This window comes from Erythrobacter sp. S158, from assembly GCF_057364915.1.
The window spans coordinates 1757234-1775398 of the sequence record NZ_CP200279.1 but is presented as its reverse complement, the minus strand read 5'-3'; the positions used below and the strand labels follow the sequence as shown (position 1 = coordinate 1775398).

Sequence of the window (18165 nt, the reverse complement as noted above, 5' to 3'; positions counted from 1 at the left end):
AGTGTGAGCTCGAACCTTCCCATCGTTGCAGTCCTGCCCGAACTGGTCGCCGCCCTGAGCGACGCGGGAGCGGCTGTGCTGATCGCGCCGCCCGGAGCCGGCAAGACCACCGCCGTGGCTCCCGCTTTGCTGGAACAAGATTGGTGCGACGGCCAGATCATCCTCACCAGCCCGCGCAGGGTCGCCGCCCGCGCCGCGGCAGAGCGCATGGCCGAATTGCTGGGCGAGAAGCCCGGCGAAACGGTCGGCTACATGACCAGACTCGACAGCAAGGTATCGGCCAAGACCCGCATCCTGGTTGTGACCGAAGCGATATTGGTCAACCGGCTGGTTGACGACCCCGAATTGCCCGGCGTGTCTGCGCTCCTGTTCGACGAGGCGCATGAGAGGCATCTCGATAGCGATATTGGCCTTGCTCTTGCGCTGGAGACGCGAGACATTTTGCGCGACGACCTGCGCGTTCTGGTCATGTCGGCCACTATCGACGGCGCAAGGTTTGCTGCGCTGCTTGGCGATGATGCTCCGGTCGTGGAAAGTGAAGGGCGAAGCTATCCGCTTGAGATCAAGTGGCTCGGCGCCAATCCTTCGCAGCGGGTCGAAGATCAGGTTGCGGGTGCGGTAATGATCGCGTGGCGAGAGCAGGAGGGTGACATCCTTGCTTTTCTCCCCGGTGTCGGTGAGATCGAACGCACGCGCGAACGGCTTGAGGCGAAGTTGCCAGACACGCCTGTCCTGCCTTTGCACGGACAGGTCGAACCAGCAGCCCAGCGCGCTGCCATCCGCCGCGATCCGGAAGGCCGCCGGCGGATCGTGCTTGCAAGCGCGATTGCCGAGACATCGCTGACGCTCGATGGCGTGTCGGTCGTAGTGGACAGTGGTCTCGCGCGCCTCGCTGAGTATGACCGCGCCGCCGGGACCACGCATCTCGTCACCCGCCGCGCCAGTCAGGCGGCTGCGGCGCAGAGGGCGGGGCGCGCGGCTCGCCAGGGGCCGGGCGTTGCATATCGGCTATGGGAAGAAGGCGGGCATCTTGGGCGTCCCGAATTTGCGCCGCCTGAGATCGAGACCGCTGACCTTACCGGGCTCATCCTCGACCTTGCGACATGGGGATCGAGCGATCCGCAATCTTTGCGCTGGCTCGACATGCCGCCCGCCGCGTCGGTCGCTAGCGCGCGCACTTCGCTGGAGGCTTTGGGAGCGCTCGACGAGGTGGGGCGGATCACCGAATGGGGCAAGGCCATCGCGGCCATGCCCATGGCTCCCGATCACGCGGCGGCGGTGCTGCACGGAGCGCGCAACGGGTGCGGGGAGACGGTCGCGCGGCTGGTGATGCTGCTCCAGGAACGCGGGCTCGGCGGGCGGAGCGAGGATTTATTGCAGCGACTTTCGTGCTGGCGGAACGAGAATTCGGGACGATCCAAGAGCGCGGGGCGTATCGCGCAAGGCTGGGCGCGCCAGGCTGCAAAGTTGGTGAGTGACGAGGACAAACGGGAGCTAGAGCCCGCCGAATGTCTTGCGCTTGCAAGGCCCGACTTCGTCGCTCGTCGCCGTGACGCAAATGGCGAAAGCTGGCTGAGCGCAGGCGGGCGCGGCTTCCATCTCGACCCGGCATCGCCGCTCGCCCGCACCGAGTGGATGGTGATCTGCGACGCGCAAGGGCAGGCCAAGGGCGCGCGGATCACTTCTGGCATCGAGCTTGAAGCCTCGCAGGTGGAACAGTTGTTCGCCGACCAATTAAAGGAACGCTCGATCGCGCGATGGAATGGCGACAAGGGCAGGGCAGAAGCACGGCGAGAACGCAGGCTCGGCGCAATCGTGCTCGCCAGCGGTTCCGATCCGATGCCAGACCCCGCGGTGTTCAGGGACATTCTGGAGGAACGCGCACTCGCAAATCTCGGTGATTTGTTCCCGGCGGGCTTTCTTGCACGCGCCGATTTCGCAGGCGTCGAGCAGCTATCGACCGACAATCTGCATGACCAGTCGGACCTGTGGCTTATCCCCTTGCTCGAAGGGCGGCGCGATCTTGGTCTTGCGCCCGGCCGTTTCGCCGAATCTGCGCTTGCCCTGCTCGACTGGGAAACGCGGCAGAGCCTGGACGCGGCGGCGCCCACACATTTCACATCGCCAGCAGAAACAAGGCACGCCATCGATTATGCAGGCGACGATGCTCCCAGTGTCGAAGTGCGCGTGCAGGCGCTGTTCGGGCTGGACCAGCACCCGATGATCGGGCGCGAACCGCTCCTCCTCAAGCTTACCAGTCCGGCGGGTCGCCCGATCCAGTCGACGCGGGACTTGCCGGGATTCTGGCGCGGTTCGTGGGCAGATGTCGCGAAGGATATGAAGGGCCGCTACCCCAAGCATCGCTGGCCCGATCAGCCGTGGCTAGAAAAGCCGAGCCTAAAGACCAAAAACGCCTTCAATCGAAGCTAGGTTTGGATTATTGGGCGGCGCATAAAGGGATTCACAATGACCGCTATCATCTATCAGCAGCCCAAGAGCGCAATGCAATCGGGCAAGGCAAAGACCGACACATGGGTGCTCGAATTCGAACAGAGCGAAGCGCGCAAGCCAGATCCGCTGATGGGCTGGACCGGTAGCGGCGATACTCAGGCGCAGGTGAAGCTCAAATTCCCGAGCAAGGACGCGGCCAAGGCTTACGCCGAAAAATACGGAATCACCGCGCGCGTTCACAAGACTCCGCCCAAGAGCCTCAAGATCCAGGCTTACGCGGATAATTTCAGGTAATCGTTTCGCGGCACAAGGTGCGGCGCATAGCCGCGCTTTAGGTCCTTCGGATCGACCCAGCCCCGCGTTTTCATATTGAATTCTTCATTCACCCCCGCCATATGGCGCTCCGGGAGTCGGGTGGACGTTTGCGTTCGCTCACCGGGTCAGGTCCGGAAGGAAGCAGCCCAGGTGAATTGCGGCGGGTCGCTCGGCTCCTTTTCCAACATTTCGGTCGATCATCGCCATGACAAACCGCGATCAAGCGCCTAGCTTGAATGCGTGACTGATTCCGATCCAGACCTGCCCGACACCGAAGAGGAAACCGCGCCGAGCGCTGCCGAGCTTGAGGCTGCGGGTCAGGATTCCATGTTCGGTGGCGAGGAATTGGCCACGCCAGAACCCTCTGATCCCGCTCCGACTCCGGTCCAGGACCACTCCGAGACCGCTCCAACAGGCGAGGTCGCGCAGCCTTACCGCGTGCTGGCGCGCAAATACCGTCCGCAGACCTTCTCTGAACTCGTCGGTCAGGAACCGATGGTGCGCACGCTCGCCAATGCGATTGAGCGCGATCGGCTGGCGCATGCCTTCCTGATGACCGGGGTGAGGGGGGTCGGAAAGACCTCGACCGCGCGCCTGATCGCCAAGGCGCTCAACTGCGTGGGGCCCGATGGCAATGGCGGGCCGACAATCGACCCTTGCGGCGTTTGCGAGTTCTGCACCGCGATTGCCGAGGGACGCCATATCGATGTGATCGAGATGGACGCGGCATCGCACACCGGCGTCGACGACGTTCGCGAGATCATCGAGCAGGTGCGCTACGCGGCGGTCTCTGCCCGGTACAAGATCTACATCATCGACGAGGTCCACATGCTCTCACGCAACGCTTTCAATGCGTTGCTCAAGACGCTCGAGGAACCGCCCGCGCATGTGAAGTTCCTCTTCGCGACCACCGAAGTCGAGAAGTTGCCTGTCACCGTACTCAGCCGCACGCAGCGTTTCGACTTACGGCGCATTCCTGCGAGCCTGCTGGCCGAGCATTTCGGCTATGTTTGCAAGTCAGAGGGCGTGGAAGCCGAGGATGAGGCGTTGCGCATCATAGCCGCCGCCGCAGAAGGTTCGGCGCGTGACGGTCTCTCGATCCTCGATCAGGCGATTGCGCATGCCGACATGGACACCGAAGGCAAGGTGACCGCGGAACGCGTGCGCTCGATGCTGGGGCTTGCCGACAAGAGCGCGCAGCGGCGCTTGCTTGGCACCGTGCTAGAGGGCGATGCAAAGGGGCTGCTCGCCGGAGTTGATGAACAATACGCGCTTGGCGTCGAGCCGCTTGCCCTGATGCGCGCGCTCATGGACCTCGTCCATAGGGTGACGGTCGCGCAGGTTTCGGGCGGGGAGCCCGACGCGCCGAGCGAGGAGGAGCGCACCGCACTTGCCGAATTTGCGAGCAAGCTCGGCGCGCCCGAACTCCACCGCCTGTGGCAATTGCTGCTCAAGGGTCACGAGGAAGTTCGCACGAGCCCCGATCCGCTGGTTGCCCTGCAGATGGCGCTCTTGCGAGTGCTCCATGCTGCGCAAATGCCCGATCCGGGCAAGCTTGCGGCTCGCATTGAGGAGATGGCGAAGAACGGCGTTTCCGCCGCGCCCGCCTCGACAGGCGGTGAGAGCGCGCCTGCTCCCACCGCTTCGTCATCGAGCTACGCATCGCTCGAATGGGGAGCGCTGGTCGACCAGATCGACAATGCAGGCCAGCTTCGCGTTGCCCAGATGATGCGCGATCGTATTCGCGTGATCGAACTCGCGCCCGAGAAGCTCATATTCGAGCAGGCCGACAACTATTCGGATGATCCCGCGCCCGATATCCGCGATGCGCTGTTCAAGCTAACCGGCAAACGCTGGCTGGTCGAACGCGGCAGCGGCGATGCTCAACCTTCTTTGCGCGAAGCGGCCGATGCCGAAGCGCAAGCGACGCAGGATCGCATTCGCGCGAACCCTCTGGTAAAAGCAGCATTCGAGGCGTTCCCCGACGCCGAACTCGTTGACCCCGAACAAACGCTCGCCCGCGCTTCTGGCTCGGGCCGCAAATGGAATTGAGACAAAGGAGCCCCGAACCATGAAAAGCATGGAAGAGATGATGCAGGCAGCCCAGCAGGCTGCCGAGACAATCCAGAACCAGATGAACGACATGCAGGTCAAACTCGACAATATCGAGGTCGAAGGCACCGCTGGCGGTGGCCTGGTGACGGTCCGCGCGACCGCCAAGGGCCGCATCCTGGGCGTCAACATCGACGACAGCCTGATGGTCAAGGAAGAGAAGAACATCGTCGAAGACCTCGTCACCGCCGCATTCAACGACGCGCGTGACAAGGCCGACCGTGTTTCCGCCGAGAAGATGAAGGAAATGCAGGGCGGAATGGGCCTGCCACCGGGCTTCAACCTGCCCGGCATGGGATAAGGTTTCCACCACATCCACAGCTTCGTTGAAGAGGGCATTGCGAGGCTAGGGCAGGCTACCCATATTCGACCCCAAAGGCGCTGCCCAAATGGCAGCCACGGACACGAATATGACACAGCATTTCCCTCTTCTTCCCCTTCGCGACATCGTCGTCTTTCCCGGCATGGTCGTTCCGCTCTTCGTTGGGCGTGACAAGTCGGTTGCCGCGCTTGAAGCGGCGATGGAGGCGTCGAAAGATATCTTCCTCCTCGCCCAGCTTGATCCGTCCTGCGACGATCCGGAAGGCGATGACCTCTATGACGTCGGCGTCATTGCGCAGGTGCTTCAGCTTTTGAAACTGCCTGACGGCACGGTACGCGTGCTTGTTGAAGGCACGGCGCGCGCTGCATTGTCGAACCTGCGCGACGAAGACGACTATGTCCTCGCCGAAGTCGACATTCAGGAGCCCGAAACCGTCGCGGGTAGCGAAGTCACCGCGCTGATGCGCCAAGTGGTCGAGCAGTTCGGCGAATACGCCAAGCTCAACAAGAAGATGGGCGAAGAGACCAATGTCGACCTGACCGATGTCGACGATGCCGGCCAGCTTGCTGACACAATCGCCGCTGCGGTGAACGCCAAGGTTTCCGATAAGCAATCCCTGCTCACCGAAGCCAATCCGCTGAAACGCCTCGAACTCGTGATGGCTTTCATGGAGGGCGAGCTTTCGGTGCTCCAGGTCGAGCGCAAGATACGCGGACGCGTGAAGCGCCAGATGGAGAAAACGCAGCGCGAATATTATCTCAACGAACAGTTGAAGGCGATCCAGAGCGAGCTTGGCGGTTCGGATGATGGCGAAGGCGATGAGATCGCCGAGCTGACCGAGAAGATCGAGAAGACCAAGCTTTCCAAGGAAGCGAAGACCAAGGCCAAGGCGGAGCTGAAAAAGCTGCGCGGCATGCAGCCGATGAGCGCCGAGGCGACTGTCGTGCGCAACTATCTCGATGTGCTGCTGGGCCTGCCATGGGGCAAGAAGAGCCGTGTCAAAAAGGACATCGGCAAGGCGCAGGAAATCCTCGACGCCGATCACTACGGGCTTGAAAAGGTCAAGGACCGGATCATCGAGTACCTTGCCGTGCAGGCGCGCACTAACAAGCTGAAGGGTCCGATCCTTTGCCTTGTCGGCCCTCCGGGCGTCGGCAAGACCTCGCTCGGCAAGAGCATCGCCAAGGCGACGGGACGCGAATTTGTTCGCCAATCGCTGGGCGGCGTGCGCGACGAGGCCGAGATCCGCGGCCACCGCCGCACCTATATTGGTTCGATGCCGGGTAAGATCGTGTCGAACCTCAAGAAGGCTGGCACGTCGAACCCGCTGTTCCTGCTCGATGAGATCGACAAGCTCGGACAGGACTTCCGCGGCGATCCGGCATCGGCGCTGCTCGAGGTGCTCGACCCGGAGCAAAACAACAAGTTCCAGGACCACTATCTCGAGCTCGACCTCGACCTGTCGAACATCATGTTTGTGACCACCGCGAACAGTCTCGACCTGCCTCAGCCCCTGCTCGACCGGATGGAGATCATCCGTCTCGAAGGCTACACCGAGGACGAAAAGGTCGAGATTGCGAAGCGCCACCTGATCCGCAAGCAAGTGGAAGCGCATGGTCTCAAGGATGGCGAATTCGAGCTGACCGAAGAGGGGCTTCGTGACCTCATCCGCTACTACACCCGCGAAGCTGGCGTGCGTACGCTGGAGCGCGAGATTGCGCGGCTGGCGAGAAAGACTTTGCGAAAGATCCTTGAAAAAGAAACCAAGGGCGTGGTCATCACGCCTGAAAATCTCGGCGACTTTGCAGGCGTGCGCAAGTTCAAGCACGGCATGAGCGAAGACGAGGCGCAGGTTGGTGCGGTGACAGGCCTTGCATGGACCAGCGTCGGCGGTGAGCTTCTCACCATCGAAAGCGTCACCACGCCGGGCAAGGGCGAGATCAAGACCACCGGCAAGCTTGGCGATGTGATGAACGAAAGCGTCGCGGCGGCTTTCTCCTTCGTGAAGGCGCGCGCGCCGAGCTACGGGATCAAGCCGAGCCTGTTTCAGCGCAAGAACATCCACATCCACCTTCCCGAAGGTGCGGTGCCAAAGGACGGGCCGAGCGCAGGTGTCGGCATGGTCACTTCGATCGTCTCGACCCTGACCGGCGCTGCCGTGCGTCCCGACATCGCGATGACCGGCGAAGTGACGCTTCGTGGCCGCGTGCTGGCAATCGGCGGGCTCAAGGAAAAGCTCCTCGCAGCGCTTCGCGGAGGCATTACCACGGTCCTCATTCCCGACGAAAACGTGAAGGATCTCGCAGAGATTCCCGACAACGTGACAGAGGGGCTGGAGATCATTCCTGTGAGCCATGTCGACCAGGTGCTCGATCATGCGATCATCGATATGCCGTCGCCGATCGAATGGACCGAAGCCGATGATCTTGCATCGCAACCGGGTGGTCACGTCAGCAGCGGTTCTGACGTGCCAACCGCTCACTGATCCGCTAGATGGAACGCTCTTGTCGCGATTCGCGGCAGGGTCGTAAATCAGTCTGGAATGCTGTTTTGAGATGAGCTGGAACACTGGCCACGTGCATCGCCATGCGCGCGTCAGGACACAGTTCGTCGCAAAATGACAGTCGAGGCGCCACAATGGCGCTCTTCCGGGCGAATTGCCTTTGACAGCCTCCCTAAAGAGCGTTCAACTTGCGCGCTTTCGGGGAGGCGATTCACTTAACCCGAATTCGAACGAAAACGAGGGGACGAGAATAATGAACAAGAACGATCTGATCAGCGCGGTTGCCGAAAACAGCGGCCTTACGAAGAGCGATGCAGCAAACGCCGTAGAGGGCGTTTTTGACGCTATTCAGAAGGCTCTCGCTGACGGCGACGAAGTGCGACTGGTCGGGTTTGGCACCTTCGCAGTGGCGAAACGCAAGGCCTCGATGGGCCGCAACCCGCGTACGGGTGAGCCGATGCCGATCAAGGCTTCGAACCAGCCGAAGTTCAAGGCTGGCAAGGGTCTGAAGGACGCGGTCAACTAAGACCGCTCCAGACTACTAGTAGGCTAACTCGGCGCTCCGCCTCGCGCCAAACAGACAGCAAAAAGTATTAGGCCCCGCAGACCAGAACGGTCGGCGGGGCCTTCTCTTTGCTTTTCGCTATTTGTGCGTGTTTAGCGCGATGTGTCGATCAGCGCGGTGGGTGCTTGCTGCGTGCGCGGAGAGATAGCCCATTCGAGCGCTTCACCACTAGCAATCGCACTCGGCCCCTCATCGGTGTTGTTGGCGAGGATGCGCCCGCTGGTGACGATCCGGAACGTGCCTTCCATGGTCGGGATGTTGGGCATTTCGGCGTTCTCACCCTCTTCAGAGGACTGACCCATCGAGGCCATGCCAGCCAGGCCCGCCATACCGCCCATTGCGCCGCCCATCGCAGCCATCGGATTGGCGTCATTGTTGGCAGAGAAACCGGGAGCGTTGATGCGAACCACGCCTTCATCGCGCAGCACCATCTGCACGAAGGGGTTGGTCATGGGCACGTCTTCGATCACCGGGAACATGAAGTCATGGCTGAGCTCGCCTTCGACGCGGTAGAGCACGTCGAACACTCCTTCGCCCTTGTCCTCGACCCGCTCCCAGCCTTTCTGGCGCATCAGCAGCCTGACGAGTTCGGCGGAGGCTTCAGGGTCGTTCGGGTCGATCCCGCCCATCATGGCCGACATCTGCTCGGCTTGTTGCGTGGCCTCGGCAGCGCGCATTTCCGCACCCGCATCCCACTCAGCCCGTTGCTCGGCGAGTTCGGCCTCGGTGCATTCGCGCTCATCAAAGGTGTCGTCGTCGTAGCATGTGCTCGGCTCGAACTCTTCCGCTCCAGCGCCCATGGCGGCGAGGTTGGACAGGCCGATGAAGAAGATCTCGCCCTCATAGGTGAAGCTGAAGCGGTTCTCATCCATCAGAACCAGCTCGCTGGTAAACTTGCCCGGCGTGATGAAACAGCCCGTCAAAAGCAGCGACAGGCTTGCCAGCAAAGCTGTCGCAATGGCTTTCGGATTTTCCCTGATGGTCATGACTTGCCTGTTCCCCTGTTCAGATCGCCTCAGTCCCGCTCGCGGGTTGCTGCGGCATATAGCGCGATTGCTGCTGCATTCGAAACGTTAAGGCTTTCTATCGCCGATGTGATCGGCAGCTTGGCAAGTGTGTCGCAATGCTGCGCGATATTGTGCCGCATTCCTTCGCCTTCGGCGCCCAGCACCAGAGCAAGCGCCCCGGTTGTCAGGCTTTCGGACAGGGTGGCTTCCGCTTCGCCTGCAAGTCCGATGCGCCAGTAGCCGAGGTCCGCAAGTTCATCGAGAGCGCGCGCAAGGTTGACCACGCGCACCCACGGGACGGTCTCCAACGCGCCCGATGCCGACTTGGCCAGCACACCGCCTTCGGGCGGGGCATGGCGGTCCTGCGTCACGATGCAGGCAGCGCCGAATGCTGCGGCAGATCGCAGGATTGCGCCGACATTGTGCGGGTCGGTCACCTGATCGAGCACCACCACAGGCCGGGCAGGGTCACCGTTTGCCACATCGTCGAGAAACACATCTTCGAGTGGCTCGCATTCAAGCACGAGCCCCTGATGCGGCGCGTCCTTTGCGACGAGGCGCGCAAGGTCGGTCACTTCGGCATATTCGACCACGAAATCGGGCGGCAGCTCGCCGTCGAGCGAATCGATACCCTCGCGTGTCGCCCACAGTTTGCGGTGCTGACGCGCCGAGTTCTTGAGCGCCGCTTCGACCGGGTGCCGACCCCACAGACGCACGTAGCCCGCGGTTCCCTTGCCCGAGCCGCGCCCGCCCTTCATTCGTCCTGCACGACCACGCAGCGCCTTCTTGCGCTCACCTTTTGCCATTGGAAATCCTGTTTTTCTGCAATTGCGAAGTTCCCTGCCAGTAGCCCCATTGACAGGCAAGCGCAGCTTCGCCAAAGGGGCGCCTCTCGGCAGCGAAGCGCGACGTCGCTTCGCCCAATGAACAGCGCCGCTCGGCGGCGTTTTGTGAGGGCCCATGTGTGGACAGGTGGCCGAGTGGTTAAAGGCAGCAGACTGTAAATCTGCCCGCGCAAGCGTACGCTGGTTCGAATCCAGCCCTGTCCACCACTGGCTCTCTTCAATCAATGCATGTCCAGCGCACTGATCGGTTCGCGTATATCGAGACCGGGGCGCAGTTTCGTGCGCCCCGGCTCAATCCTTATCGGACGATGTCCATTTCCTCGATCAGCGCATCGGCGCCGTCGACCTTTTCCATCACCCACAGCATGTAGCGCGAGTCGACGTGGATCGAGCGTGTGGTGCGCGGGTCGAAGTCCCAGTCGGAATTGACGCTTTCGAAGGTGCCGTCGAACAGCAGGCCGACGAGTTCGCCCTTTGCGTTGAGCGTTGCCGAGCCGCTGTTGCCGCCAGTCACGTCGAGGTCGGAGAGGAAGTTCACCGGAACCGAGTCGATCGATTCAAGCTCGTACTCGCCGTAATCCTTGGCCTCGATCAGATCGAGCTGGCTTTGCGGCGAATTGAACGGGTCTTCGCCGGTGTCCTTTTGGGCAATGCCTTCGAGAGTGGTGAAGGGCAGGTAGGCCATCCCGTCGAAGGGCGATCCGCCCATGACGTTGCCGAAGGTGATGCGCAGCGTCGAGTTCGCATCGGGGTAAGGCAGCCCCCCATTCTCACGCTGCCACTGCGTGATTGCTTCCATGTACGCAGGGCGCAGCGCGAGCGAACGTCCCGAACGCTCCTCGGACTCGTTCTCGAGTCCGCGCTCGTAATCGTAAAGCGCGACGGCGAGTTGGACGAACGGATCTTCGCTCGCTTCGAAAGCCGCGGCATCGGCTTCGATCAGGCCAAGGCGCGTCTCGGTGTCACCAAGCGTCGTGTTGGCGTAGTAGCGATCGAGCAGACCGGGTAGGTCGGCTGCGGTCGTCTCGGAGGTAAGGCCGAGCGCTTCGTCGAACACGGCGACACGCTCTTCGACCGGCTGCTGGAGATAGCCGCTGAGGAACAGCACCCACTCCGCCTTGTCGACAGCTGCATCATAGCGGCGGTCAAGCGCCTGAAGGCCCTGACGGAAGAAGGTCATGTCGCGGTCCTGATAGCCGGGCTCGCGCTCGGCATTGGGAAGCTCGCGTTCTTTCGACAGGCGATAGAGGCGCTGTGCCGCAGACAGGAGCGCAGGGCGCGTGGCGTTGTTGTACCAGAAGTTCGTGCGCGAGGCGGTGGCGCTTTCCTGCGACAGCGCGGCGAGAGCGGTTATCGCTTCGCCATAGCCAGCGCGTGCGGGATCGGCGGCGATCCATTCGGCCAGGGCAGCTTCGCGCGCGGCGCGACGTTCGACCAGGCCGACACGGCGGGCGCCTTCGATCTGGCCGCGCAGGTTCTTTTCGAAGTTGTTGAGGCCGGCAAGGCGGCTTTCGTACTTCACGCGCGCGTCCGATCCCTCGGGGGCAGCGTTTTCAATGGTCGCGATCCAGCTGGTCAGCAGGCCCTGAAAGGTCGGATAGGTCCAGTTGAAGGTGTTCTCTACCTCGGCAAGCAGCGTGTAGCGGCTAGTCGAGCCGGGATAGCCCGCGACCATGACGAAGTCGCCATCGTCGAGCCCGGCAGCGCTCACCTTGAGGTGATGCTCGGGCTGGTAGGGGACGTTGGCTTCGTCGAAGTCAGCCGCCGATCCGTCGGGTGCGACATAGGCGCGGTAAAACGCGAAGTCGCCGGTGTGGCGCGGCCACATCCAGTTGTCGATGTCTCCGCCATACTTTCCGATGGAATCTGCCGGAGCGTAAACAAGCCGCACGTCGCGCACTTCGAGACGCTTGATGAGCGTGTATTCGGCGCCGCCATAATAGCTGGCGACGAGGCAGCGATAGCCGGGCTCGGCCTCACACTCGGCGGTGATGTCCTTGCGGCGCTGCTCGATCGCGGCGTAGCGATCGATCGGGGTCATATCCTCGGTGCCCTCGCGAACGCGCTGGGTCACGTCTGTCAGCTCGGTGGTCACATAGACGCGTGAGCCGGGCGCTGCGGGTAGTTCGGCGTCCTTGGTTCCGGCAAGGAAGCCGTTGGCGAGATAGTTGTTTTCGGCGGTCGAGTTGTACTGAACCGATCCGCGCGCGCAGTGGTGGTTGGTGACCACAAGTCCTTCAGGCGAAACGAAGCTGGCCGAACATCCGCCCAGCGACACGACCGCGCCCATCGGAAAAACGGTGAGGTCGGTCAGCGTTTCGGGATCGAGTTCAAGGCCTGCTTCCTGCAAAGCCTCGCTGATGTCAGGCAGCTGCTCGGGCGTGAACATGCCCTCTTTTGCTGTGGCGGGGACGGCAATCACGGTTCCGGCCAGAAGGCCAAGGACGAGCGACTTGATAGGCTTCATTGTTGCGAATTCTCCGAACGCATGCATGAGATGCAGGAGAAATCACCCGTTGAGATCAATCGCCCGTCACCTCGGCCCTGCCTCTCCCGGGCAGTGACCTTGTCGGTGCGAGGCAATGCAAACAGAAGCAGCGGGTGTCAATGATATGGACCATGCAAGGCCCCGTGAGCCGTCCTGTCAGAAGTTCATGAAGATGTTGACGTTGGCAACATGGTCTGCACGGTTCTCCCCGTCGCGAAAGACGGTCTGGTTGAGATATCCCGGCACGACTTCGACGCCCTGCGCCACCGGGATTGAGAAACCCACGAAGTTACGCCAGATCTGCAACCCGTCATCCTGAAGCGGCGTTTCGTTGAGCGCAATAAACGGCTCGGTGTAGGCGACCAGCTTGTTGTTATCGGTGATCGGCACACGCAGCTGCAGGAACGGGCGGAAACGCAGCGCGACCTCGCCATCCTCCTCGAAGGTGCGTTGTTCGAACCGGTTGCGCGAATCCAGCGTGATGCCGCCCGGTGTTTCGATCAGGCGAATGTTGAGTTCCTGGTAAAAGCGATGCTCGTTCGTTTCGACCGGGCCGATCGGGTCGGTGAGGATATAGGCATAGCCCGCACCGATGCTCACGCGGTCGCTGATCCGGTAGCCGACGAGCGAGCGAAGCAGCAGCTGGCCAAGCCGGTCGGCATCATTGGTGAAACGTTCCTGCGCTTCGCCGCGCACGAACCAGTCGCCTTCCTCGTCGAGGTCAAGGACGATGAACTGGCCGGTCCAGATGTTGAAGTCTTCTTCTGCGGCGGCGGGCGACGCTGCGAATGCGGTCAAGCCGGCGGCGAGAATGGCAGCGCGCACGGCCGTGGGTTTCAGGATGGATGTCATTCGATCCTCGAGCTTTTCTTGTGTTTTCGGGCAGTTTGAAACGCCGGAGGGGAGGAAGCGTTTCCAAAAAGAAGAGCGACTGTCAGCACTTGTGGGCGCCGCAGCCGCTCAAGTTTTTTCGTAGGGTACGAATTTTCCCGGGTCCGGGAACTGGGGTGATGGGCGCGAGAGCGGTTGGGGTTGATAGGGGCATGAGAGCCGCCCCCGCGCTCCATCGGGGTAATCGATCAGTCGCCGTTCTGGGCGACCTGCGTCGGCGCAGGCTGGAACGGCATCGAGCTGTGGTGGGTGTTGATCTTCAGGTTGCCGTTCTCGTCACGGACGTAACCGAAGGTGTATTCAACTTTGGTCACGCTGCCGTCCGGGCCGGTGAAGAAATAGTTGCCCATGGCCATCGCGTTGTCGTCATCGGTCACGATGCCTTCGTTCTCGAAGCGGACATCGGTCCAGCCCTTGATGGCAAAGCCGCTGTCTTCGGCGCGCATGCCCTTCACGAAGTAGCTGAGCGCTTCGTCATAGGTGCCGCGGAACTGATCTTCGGCAGCCAGGGTCGGCTTGAACAGCACCATGCCGTCGTCATAGTTGTAGAGCGTGTCGAGGTGGTCGCGGGCAACCGCCTTGTAATCATCGCCATTAGCGTGAGCGGTCGAAATCTTGACGATGCCTTCGCCCCACGCCTGCTGCGCTGCTTCGACTTCTTCAGTCGTGATCGGCATCGAGCTCTGGGCCATGGCAGGCGCGCTGAATGCTGCAAGAGCGGCTGCGCTGCCGAGAAGGGCGGTGGTAAGCGAACGGTTGGCTGAGATCTTCATTTGTACTTCCTCTTCTGAAGTGGCGCCGGGGAACGCGGCTGCCGGAATTCGTTGGTTGCGATGTCGTCTTTTCGACTTGCAACGATGAGATAGGGGTCAGGAGAGGCCGACAAATCAGCCACTTGGCATGCGTTCCGGCGTAGGCCGAATGGCCTATGCGTTTTCTGGAAGAGGCTTTAGATATGTCTGCATGAAAGCGGTCATGTCCTCCCTGCCATCCGATGGCGAAACGATTGCCGAGCTGCGCGAATTGTACCGCGCGGCAGAGGCGCGCGCCGCGCGTTTGCGGCTGCTGTCGACGTCGGGACGTGAGCTTGCCGAGGCCGATCCCTCGACCTTGGATGGCATTCTGGCGCGCTGTGCCGAGCGGCTGGCGTTCTTCGTGGGCAAGCGCTCGGCCGTAATCGTAATCGATCCGGGGGCTGAAGGGATCGCGATTCACGCTCCGGGGCCAAACGGAAAGAAGCTCGCTGCTATAGTGATCGACGGGCTCGACGCGCTCGACGACATTCCCGATGAGGAAGACCGCGAAGCTGTGCGCATGGAGCTTGAGCTCATGGGCGCAACGATCGACCGCATCGAAAAAGAAAGCGAGCGGGGCGAACTTGTCGCCGCACTGAAGGAGCGCGAAAAGCGCCTTGAGATGCTGCTTGAGAGGATTTTCACCGCGCAGGAAGAAGAACGCCGCCGGGTCAGCCACGAATTGCATGATGGCGTGGCGCAAACCGCGACGGCGCTGGTTCGCATTCTGGAGGGCGCGGAAACGGCTGTAGGAAAATCGGGTGCAAGCAGTGATGGGGTTTCGCCCACCAATGTTGCGCGCAGTCTCGTTTCCGAGTTGCGCCGGGTCATTGGTGGCTTGAGGCCCACTTTGCTTGACGATCTGGGCCTGCCCGCTGCGCTTCAATCGCTGTGCGATGGGTTGGAGGCGGAAGGCTTCACTGTCTCGCAGCGGATTACTCCGCGCGCGCAGCGCCATTCTCCGCTCATTGAAACAGCCCTGTTCCGTGTGGCTCAGGAAGCCATTGCCAACATCCACAAGCACGCAGGCGGGCCATGCGAAGTCTCGGTCGAAGCGGATCTTCACAGCGACCCAGTCGTTCTTCGCATCTCGGACCATGGGAATGGCCCGTCCGAAGAAACACGGCTTAAGGGCGATGGGCCCGGGCATAATGTCGGGATCGAGGTAATGAAAGAACGCATGACAGCGATCGGCGGGACCCTCGAATGGCGTGCCGTCGATGGCGGCGGCGTCACCGTCGTAGCGCGACTTCCGGCAGGACACTCGGCATGACGGCTCCCCGCATCCTCATTGTCGATGATCACCAGCTCGCAAGAGAAGGTCTGCGCGCTGTTCTTGCGGGCGATGGAATGGAGGTCGTCGGCCTCGCCAGCACCGGCGAAGAAGCGGTTCAACTTGCAGGCTCACTGGTCCCCGATGTGATCTTGATGGACGTGCGGCTTGGCGATGGGATCGATGGCCTTGAAGCAACACGGCAGGTTGTCGCGCTTGGTCTGCCGATCAAGGTGGTGATGCTGACGCTTCACGAGATGCCGGGCTATGTGCGCGAGGCTCTGGCAGCGGGCGCAGCAGGATATGTCCTGAAAGACACCGAAATCGGCGATCTTCGCGCTGCTATCAATCAGGTCATGGCCGGTCAGTCGGCTTTACCGCTCGACCTTGTCTCTGCCGCGATGCGCGCGGAAAACCGGCCAGAACCCAAAGGCGACCTTTCGCAGATCCTAACATCGCGCGAACAGGAAGTGGTCGAACTTGTCGCGGAAGGTCTGACCAACAAGGAAATCGCCAGAAAGCTCGATATCAGCCCTGCGACGGTGAAGGTGCATGTCGAACGGCTGATCGGAAAGCTTGGCGTTGCCGATCGCACGCAGGCGGCAGTGATGGCGGTCAAGCTGAAGTCGGGGCAGGCAAGCCCACTGTGAGCACCTTGCCCAACTCGCGAACAACCCGCTTTTGGGCTGACCGCCCGCTTGCGTACAAAGGCGTGGTGGTGATCGCCTTGCCACTCGCCATCCTGATTGGGGCGCTCGCATCACTGTATCTTGCAAGCGATGCGGAGGCCGAAGCCGAGGATGACGTGCGCCGCGCCTTTGCGATCCAGCGCGACATCTATCAGGTTCGAGCCATGCTGGCAGAGGCAGCGGCGGGTGTTGGCGACTATGCACTGACGCGCGAGGATCGCTTCCTTGAACCTTATGAGCGCATGGAGAACCAGCTTTCTCCGACATTGCAAAGGCTCGACGTGGCTATCGAGGATGACCGCGTGCAAGCGGGTTTCCAAGACCTGCTGAGAGTCGTTGAACAGAAGCGCGAAGGGCTTCGTGAAACGATCGCACTCGCGCAATCTCCGCAGCCATCGACGCAAACCGAGATCGAGGAATCACTGCTCGCCAGCAAGATGACGCTTGATGCGGTACGAGAGGAGATCGACAACATCCAGCGCCTCGAAGCGATCGTTCTCGATGAGCGCCGTGCGCTGGTGGACGATGTGCGCTCACGCTTTTTCGCACTGACGGCGGTTAGCGGGATCGTCGGCCTGCTCGGCAGCCTCATGGCGGTGTATCTGTTTTCGACCGGCATCGTGCGACGGGTCAGCAAGCTTGAGCAGAACGCCGAGATGCTTGCGCGCGGAGAGCGGCTGACCGAACTTCCTGAAGAGGCAGACGAAATTGGCCGCCTCTCGCAAAGGTTGGTCGGGGCAAGCGCACTCTTGCGCAAGCGTGAAGACGATCTGCGAGCTAGCGAAGAACGCTTCCGCCTCGTGATCGAACGAGTGCGCGATTACGGGATTTTCACACTCGATACGGGCGGGACTGTCACGAGCTGGAACCTCGGGGCCGAACGCATCAAGGGATGGCAAGCCGAAGAAATTCTCGGCCAGCATTTCAGCCAGTTCTATCCTGACGACACGCGCGATTATCTTCCCGACCAGATGCTCGAAAGAGCGCGCGCCGAGGGCGCTGCCGAGGACGAGGGCTGGCGCGTGCGCAAGGATGGATCGGTGTTCTGGGCAAACGTCGTTATCACCGCACTACGCAACGAAGCAGGCGAATTGCAGGGCTTTGCCAAGGTCACTCGCGACATGACGGAGCGTCGGCGGAGCGAAGAAGCGCTGAGGCTGGCGCGTGAAGACGCTGTCGCGGCGAGCCTTGCAAAGAGCGAGTTCCTCTCGCGCACCAGCCATGAACTGCGCACGCCGCTGAACGCCATTCTTGGTTTTGGGCAATTGCTCGAGATTGACCTCGAGGACTTCAGCCAACCCCATCAGGAAGCGGTTGAGCGGATCACGAGGGCTGGCCGTCACTTGTTGTCGCTGATCAACGATCTGCTCGACATATCCAGCATCGAAGCAGGCGGGGCAGAGCTTGAATATGAAGAGGTCGACGTCGCCGCAATGCTCGAAGAGGTCCACGATCTTGCCGTACCCATCGTGTCGAGCGCGGGCCTGTCGTTCGAAATGGCGTTGCCTGAAGCAGGAGCGAAAGTCGTCGCAGACCGGCGCCGCATGACGCAGGTGATCCTCAACCTCGTCGGCAATGCGGCGAAGTACAATGTCGAGGGGAGCTTTGTGCGGCTGGGCGCCAGCCTGGACGGCGATGGCGCGGCGACCTTCTTCGTCGAGGACGACGGCCCCGGCATCGATCCCGCCAATGCATCTCGCCTTTTCACCGCGTTCGACCGTCTGGGACAGCACAAGCGCGACAAGACCGAAGGCACTGGCCTCGGCCTCGCACTTTCTAAAGGGCTGGTGGAATCGATGGGCGGTCAGATCGGCTACAGCCCGCGCAAACCCGGCAGCCGCTTCTGGTTCACCTTGTCGAGCCAGCCAGCAGAAAAGAGCCGCCCCAAGGCCGATCAGGAGTCCTGACCA

General features: G+C 61.6%; 14 protein-coding genes, 1 tRNA gene and 1 other RNA gene. 11 read left to right on the top strand and 5 right to left on the bottom strand.

The features are described from left to right. The first annotated feature begins 3 nt into the window (after window positions 1-3). From hrpB to AC0V6T_RS08700, 7 genes are all read left to right on the top strand, one after another. Complete coding sequence (gene hrpB / locus AC0V6T_RS08730) at window positions 4-2430, top strand: ATP-dependent helicase HrpB (protein WP_486126082.1); 2427 nt, start codon at window positions 4-6, stop codon at window positions 2428-2430. A gap of 36 nt (window positions 2431-2466) precedes the next feature. After that, window positions 2467-2745: an ETC complex I subunit gene (locus AC0V6T_RS08725; protein WP_486126080.1), complete on the top strand. Its 279-nt coding sequence runs from the start codon at window positions 2467-2469 to the stop codon at window positions 2743-2745. A gap of 109 nt (window positions 2746-2854) precedes the next feature. Next, window positions 2855-2949, top strand: an RNA gene (ffs, locus tag AC0V6T_RS08720) — signal recognition particle sRNA small type. A gap of 57 nt (window positions 2950-3006) precedes the next feature. After that, window positions 3007-4818, top strand: a complete 1812-nt coding sequence (locus AC0V6T_RS08715) for a DNA polymerase III subunit gamma/tau (RefSeq protein ID WP_486126078.1) — start codon at window positions 3007-3009, stop codon at window positions 4816-4818. A 19-nt stretch (window positions 4819-4837) separates the two neighbouring features. Beyond that, window positions 4838-5179 (top strand): YbaB/EbfC family nucleoid-associated protein, encoded by a 342-nt coding sequence (locus AC0V6T_RS08710; protein WP_007163667.1) that lies wholly within the window; start codon window positions 4838-4840, stop codon window positions 5177-5179. A 109-nt stretch (window positions 5180-5288) separates the two neighbouring features. Continuing rightward, complete coding sequence (lon, locus tag AC0V6T_RS08705) at window positions 5289-7685, top strand: endopeptidase La (RefSeq protein ID WP_486128544.1); 2397 nt, start codon at window positions 5289-5291, stop codon at window positions 7683-7685. Window positions 7686-7956: 271 nt separating this feature from the next. After that, entirely contained in the window at window positions 7957-8229 is a 273-nt protein-coding gene (locus tag AC0V6T_RS08700; protein ID WP_007163670.1) for an HU family DNA-binding protein, read from the top strand. 131 nt (window positions 8230-8360) lie between these two features. Here the strand turns inward: AC0V6T_RS08700 and AC0V6T_RS08695 are convergent, their stop codons facing one another. Both AC0V6T_RS08695 and rlmB read right to left on the bottom strand, forming a co-directional pair. Then, a complete protein-coding gene (locus tag AC0V6T_RS08695; protein ID WP_486126075.1) occupies window positions 8361-9254 on the bottom strand; it encodes a hypothetical protein in 894 nt (297 codons plus the stop codon). A gap of 29 nt (window positions 9255-9283) precedes the next feature. Beyond that, window positions 9284-10081 carry a 23S rRNA (guanosine(2251)-2'-O)-methyltransferase RlmB gene (rlmB, locus tag AC0V6T_RS08690; RefSeq protein ID WP_486126073.1) on the bottom strand — a complete coding sequence of 266 codons (798 nt, stop codon included), beginning with the start codon at window positions 10079-10081 and terminating at the stop codon, window positions 9284-9286. Between the two features lie 160 nt (window positions 10082-10241). Between rlmB and AC0V6T_RS08685 the strand changes: the two genes are divergently transcribed. Then, window positions 10242-10327: transfer RNA gene (locus AC0V6T_RS08685), tRNA-Tyr, on the top strand. A 91-nt stretch (window positions 10328-10418) separates the two neighbouring features. Here AC0V6T_RS08685 and AC0V6T_RS08680 read toward each other — a convergent pair. The 3 genes from AC0V6T_RS08680 to AC0V6T_RS08670 all read right to left on the bottom strand — a co-directional run bounded on the left by AC0V6T_RS08680 (window position 10419) and on the right by AC0V6T_RS08670 (window position 14272). Further along, window positions 10419-12587: a S46 family peptidase gene (locus AC0V6T_RS08680; protein ID WP_486126071.1), complete on the bottom strand. Its 2169-nt coding sequence runs from the start codon at window positions 12585-12587 to the stop codon at window positions 10419-10421. A gap of 177 nt (window positions 12588-12764) precedes the next feature. Further along, the gene (locus AC0V6T_RS08675; RefSeq protein WP_486126069.1) at window positions 12765-13460 is read right to left on the bottom strand and encodes a DUF2490 domain-containing protein; all 696 of its coding nucleotides are present in this window, start codon (window positions 13458-13460) and stop codon (window positions 12765-12767) included. A gap of 227 nt (window positions 13461-13687) precedes the next feature. Next, window positions 13688-14272, bottom strand: a complete 585-nt coding sequence (locus tag AC0V6T_RS08670; protein ID WP_486126067.1) for a phosphoribosyl-AMP cyclohydrolase — start codon at window positions 14270-14272, stop codon at window positions 13688-13690. Between the two features lie 202 nt (window positions 14273-14474). Between AC0V6T_RS08670 and AC0V6T_RS08665 the strand changes: the two genes are divergently transcribed. Genes AC0V6T_RS08665 through AC0V6T_RS08655 form a run of 3 tightly spaced genes read left to right on the top strand, consistent with a single transcriptional unit; the run spans window position 14475 to window position 18162 of the window. Beyond that, window positions 14475-15566 carry a sensor histidine kinase gene (locus AC0V6T_RS08665; protein WP_486126065.1) on the top strand — a complete coding sequence of 364 codons (1092 nt, stop codon included), beginning with the start codon at window positions 14475-14477 and terminating at the stop codon, window positions 15564-15566. After that, a complete protein-coding gene (locus tag AC0V6T_RS08660) occupies window positions 15563-16216 on the top strand; it encodes a response regulator (RefSeq protein ID WP_486126063.1) in 654 nt (217 codons plus the stop codon). Before AC0V6T_RS08665 ends, AC0V6T_RS08660 begins: the two co-directional genes overlap by 4 nt. Beyond that, window positions 16213-18162 (top strand): sensor histidine kinase, encoded by a 1950-nt coding sequence (locus tag AC0V6T_RS08655; RefSeq protein WP_486126061.1) that lies wholly within the window; start codon window positions 16213-16215, stop codon window positions 18160-18162. The genes AC0V6T_RS08660 and AC0V6T_RS08655 overlap by 4 nt, the downstream gene beginning before the upstream one ends. The last annotated feature ends 3 nt before the right edge of the window (window positions 18163-18165 follow it).

What these genes read in the sequence shown, in the direction of transcription:
- AC0V6T_RS08695 (WP_486126075.1), bottom strand. Translation starts at nt 9,254, where the DNA reads ATGACCATCAGGGAAAATCCGAAAGCCATTGCGACAGCTTTGCTGGCA.
- AC0V6T_RS08660 (WP_486126063.1), top strand. Translation starts at nt 15,563, where the DNA reads ATGACGGCTCCCCGCATCCTCATTGTCGATGATCACCAGCTCGCAAGA.
- AC0V6T_RS08710 (WP_007163667.1), top strand. Translation starts at nt 4,838, where the DNA reads ATGAAAAGCATGGAAGAGATGATGCAGGCAGCCCAGCAGGCTGCCGAG.
- AC0V6T_RS08680 (WP_486126071.1), bottom strand. Translation starts at nt 12,587, where the DNA reads ATGAAGCCTATCAAGTCGCTCGTCCTTGGCCTTCTGGCCGGAACCGTG.
- rlmB (WP_486126073.1), bottom strand. Translation starts at nt 10,081, where the DNA reads ATGGCAAAAGGTGAGCGCAAGAAGGCGCTGCGTGGTCGTGCAGGACGA.
- AC0V6T_RS08725 (WP_486126080.1), top strand. Translation starts at nt 2,467, where the DNA reads ATGACCGCTATCATCTATCAGCAGCCCAAGAGCGCAATGCAATCGGGC.
- AC0V6T_RS08670 (WP_486126067.1), bottom strand. Translation starts at nt 14,272, where the DNA reads ATGAAGATCTCAGCCAACCGTTCGCTTACCACCGCCCTTCTCGGCAGC.
- lon (WP_486128544.1), top strand. Translation starts at nt 5,289, where the DNA reads ATGACACAGCATTTCCCTCTTCTTCCCCTTCGCGACATCGTCGTCTTT.
- AC0V6T_RS08665 (WP_486126065.1), top strand. Translation starts at nt 14,475, where the DNA reads ATGTCCTCCCTGCCATCCGATGGCGAAACGATTGCCGAGCTGCGCGAA.
- AC0V6T_RS08700 (WP_007163670.1), top strand. Translation starts at nt 7,957, where the DNA reads ATGAACAAGAACGATCTGATCAGCGCGGTTGCCGAAAACAGCGGCCTT.
- AC0V6T_RS08675 (WP_486126069.1), bottom strand. Translation starts at nt 13,460, where the DNA reads ATGACATCCATCCTGAAACCCACGGCCGTGCGCGCTGCCATTCTCGCC.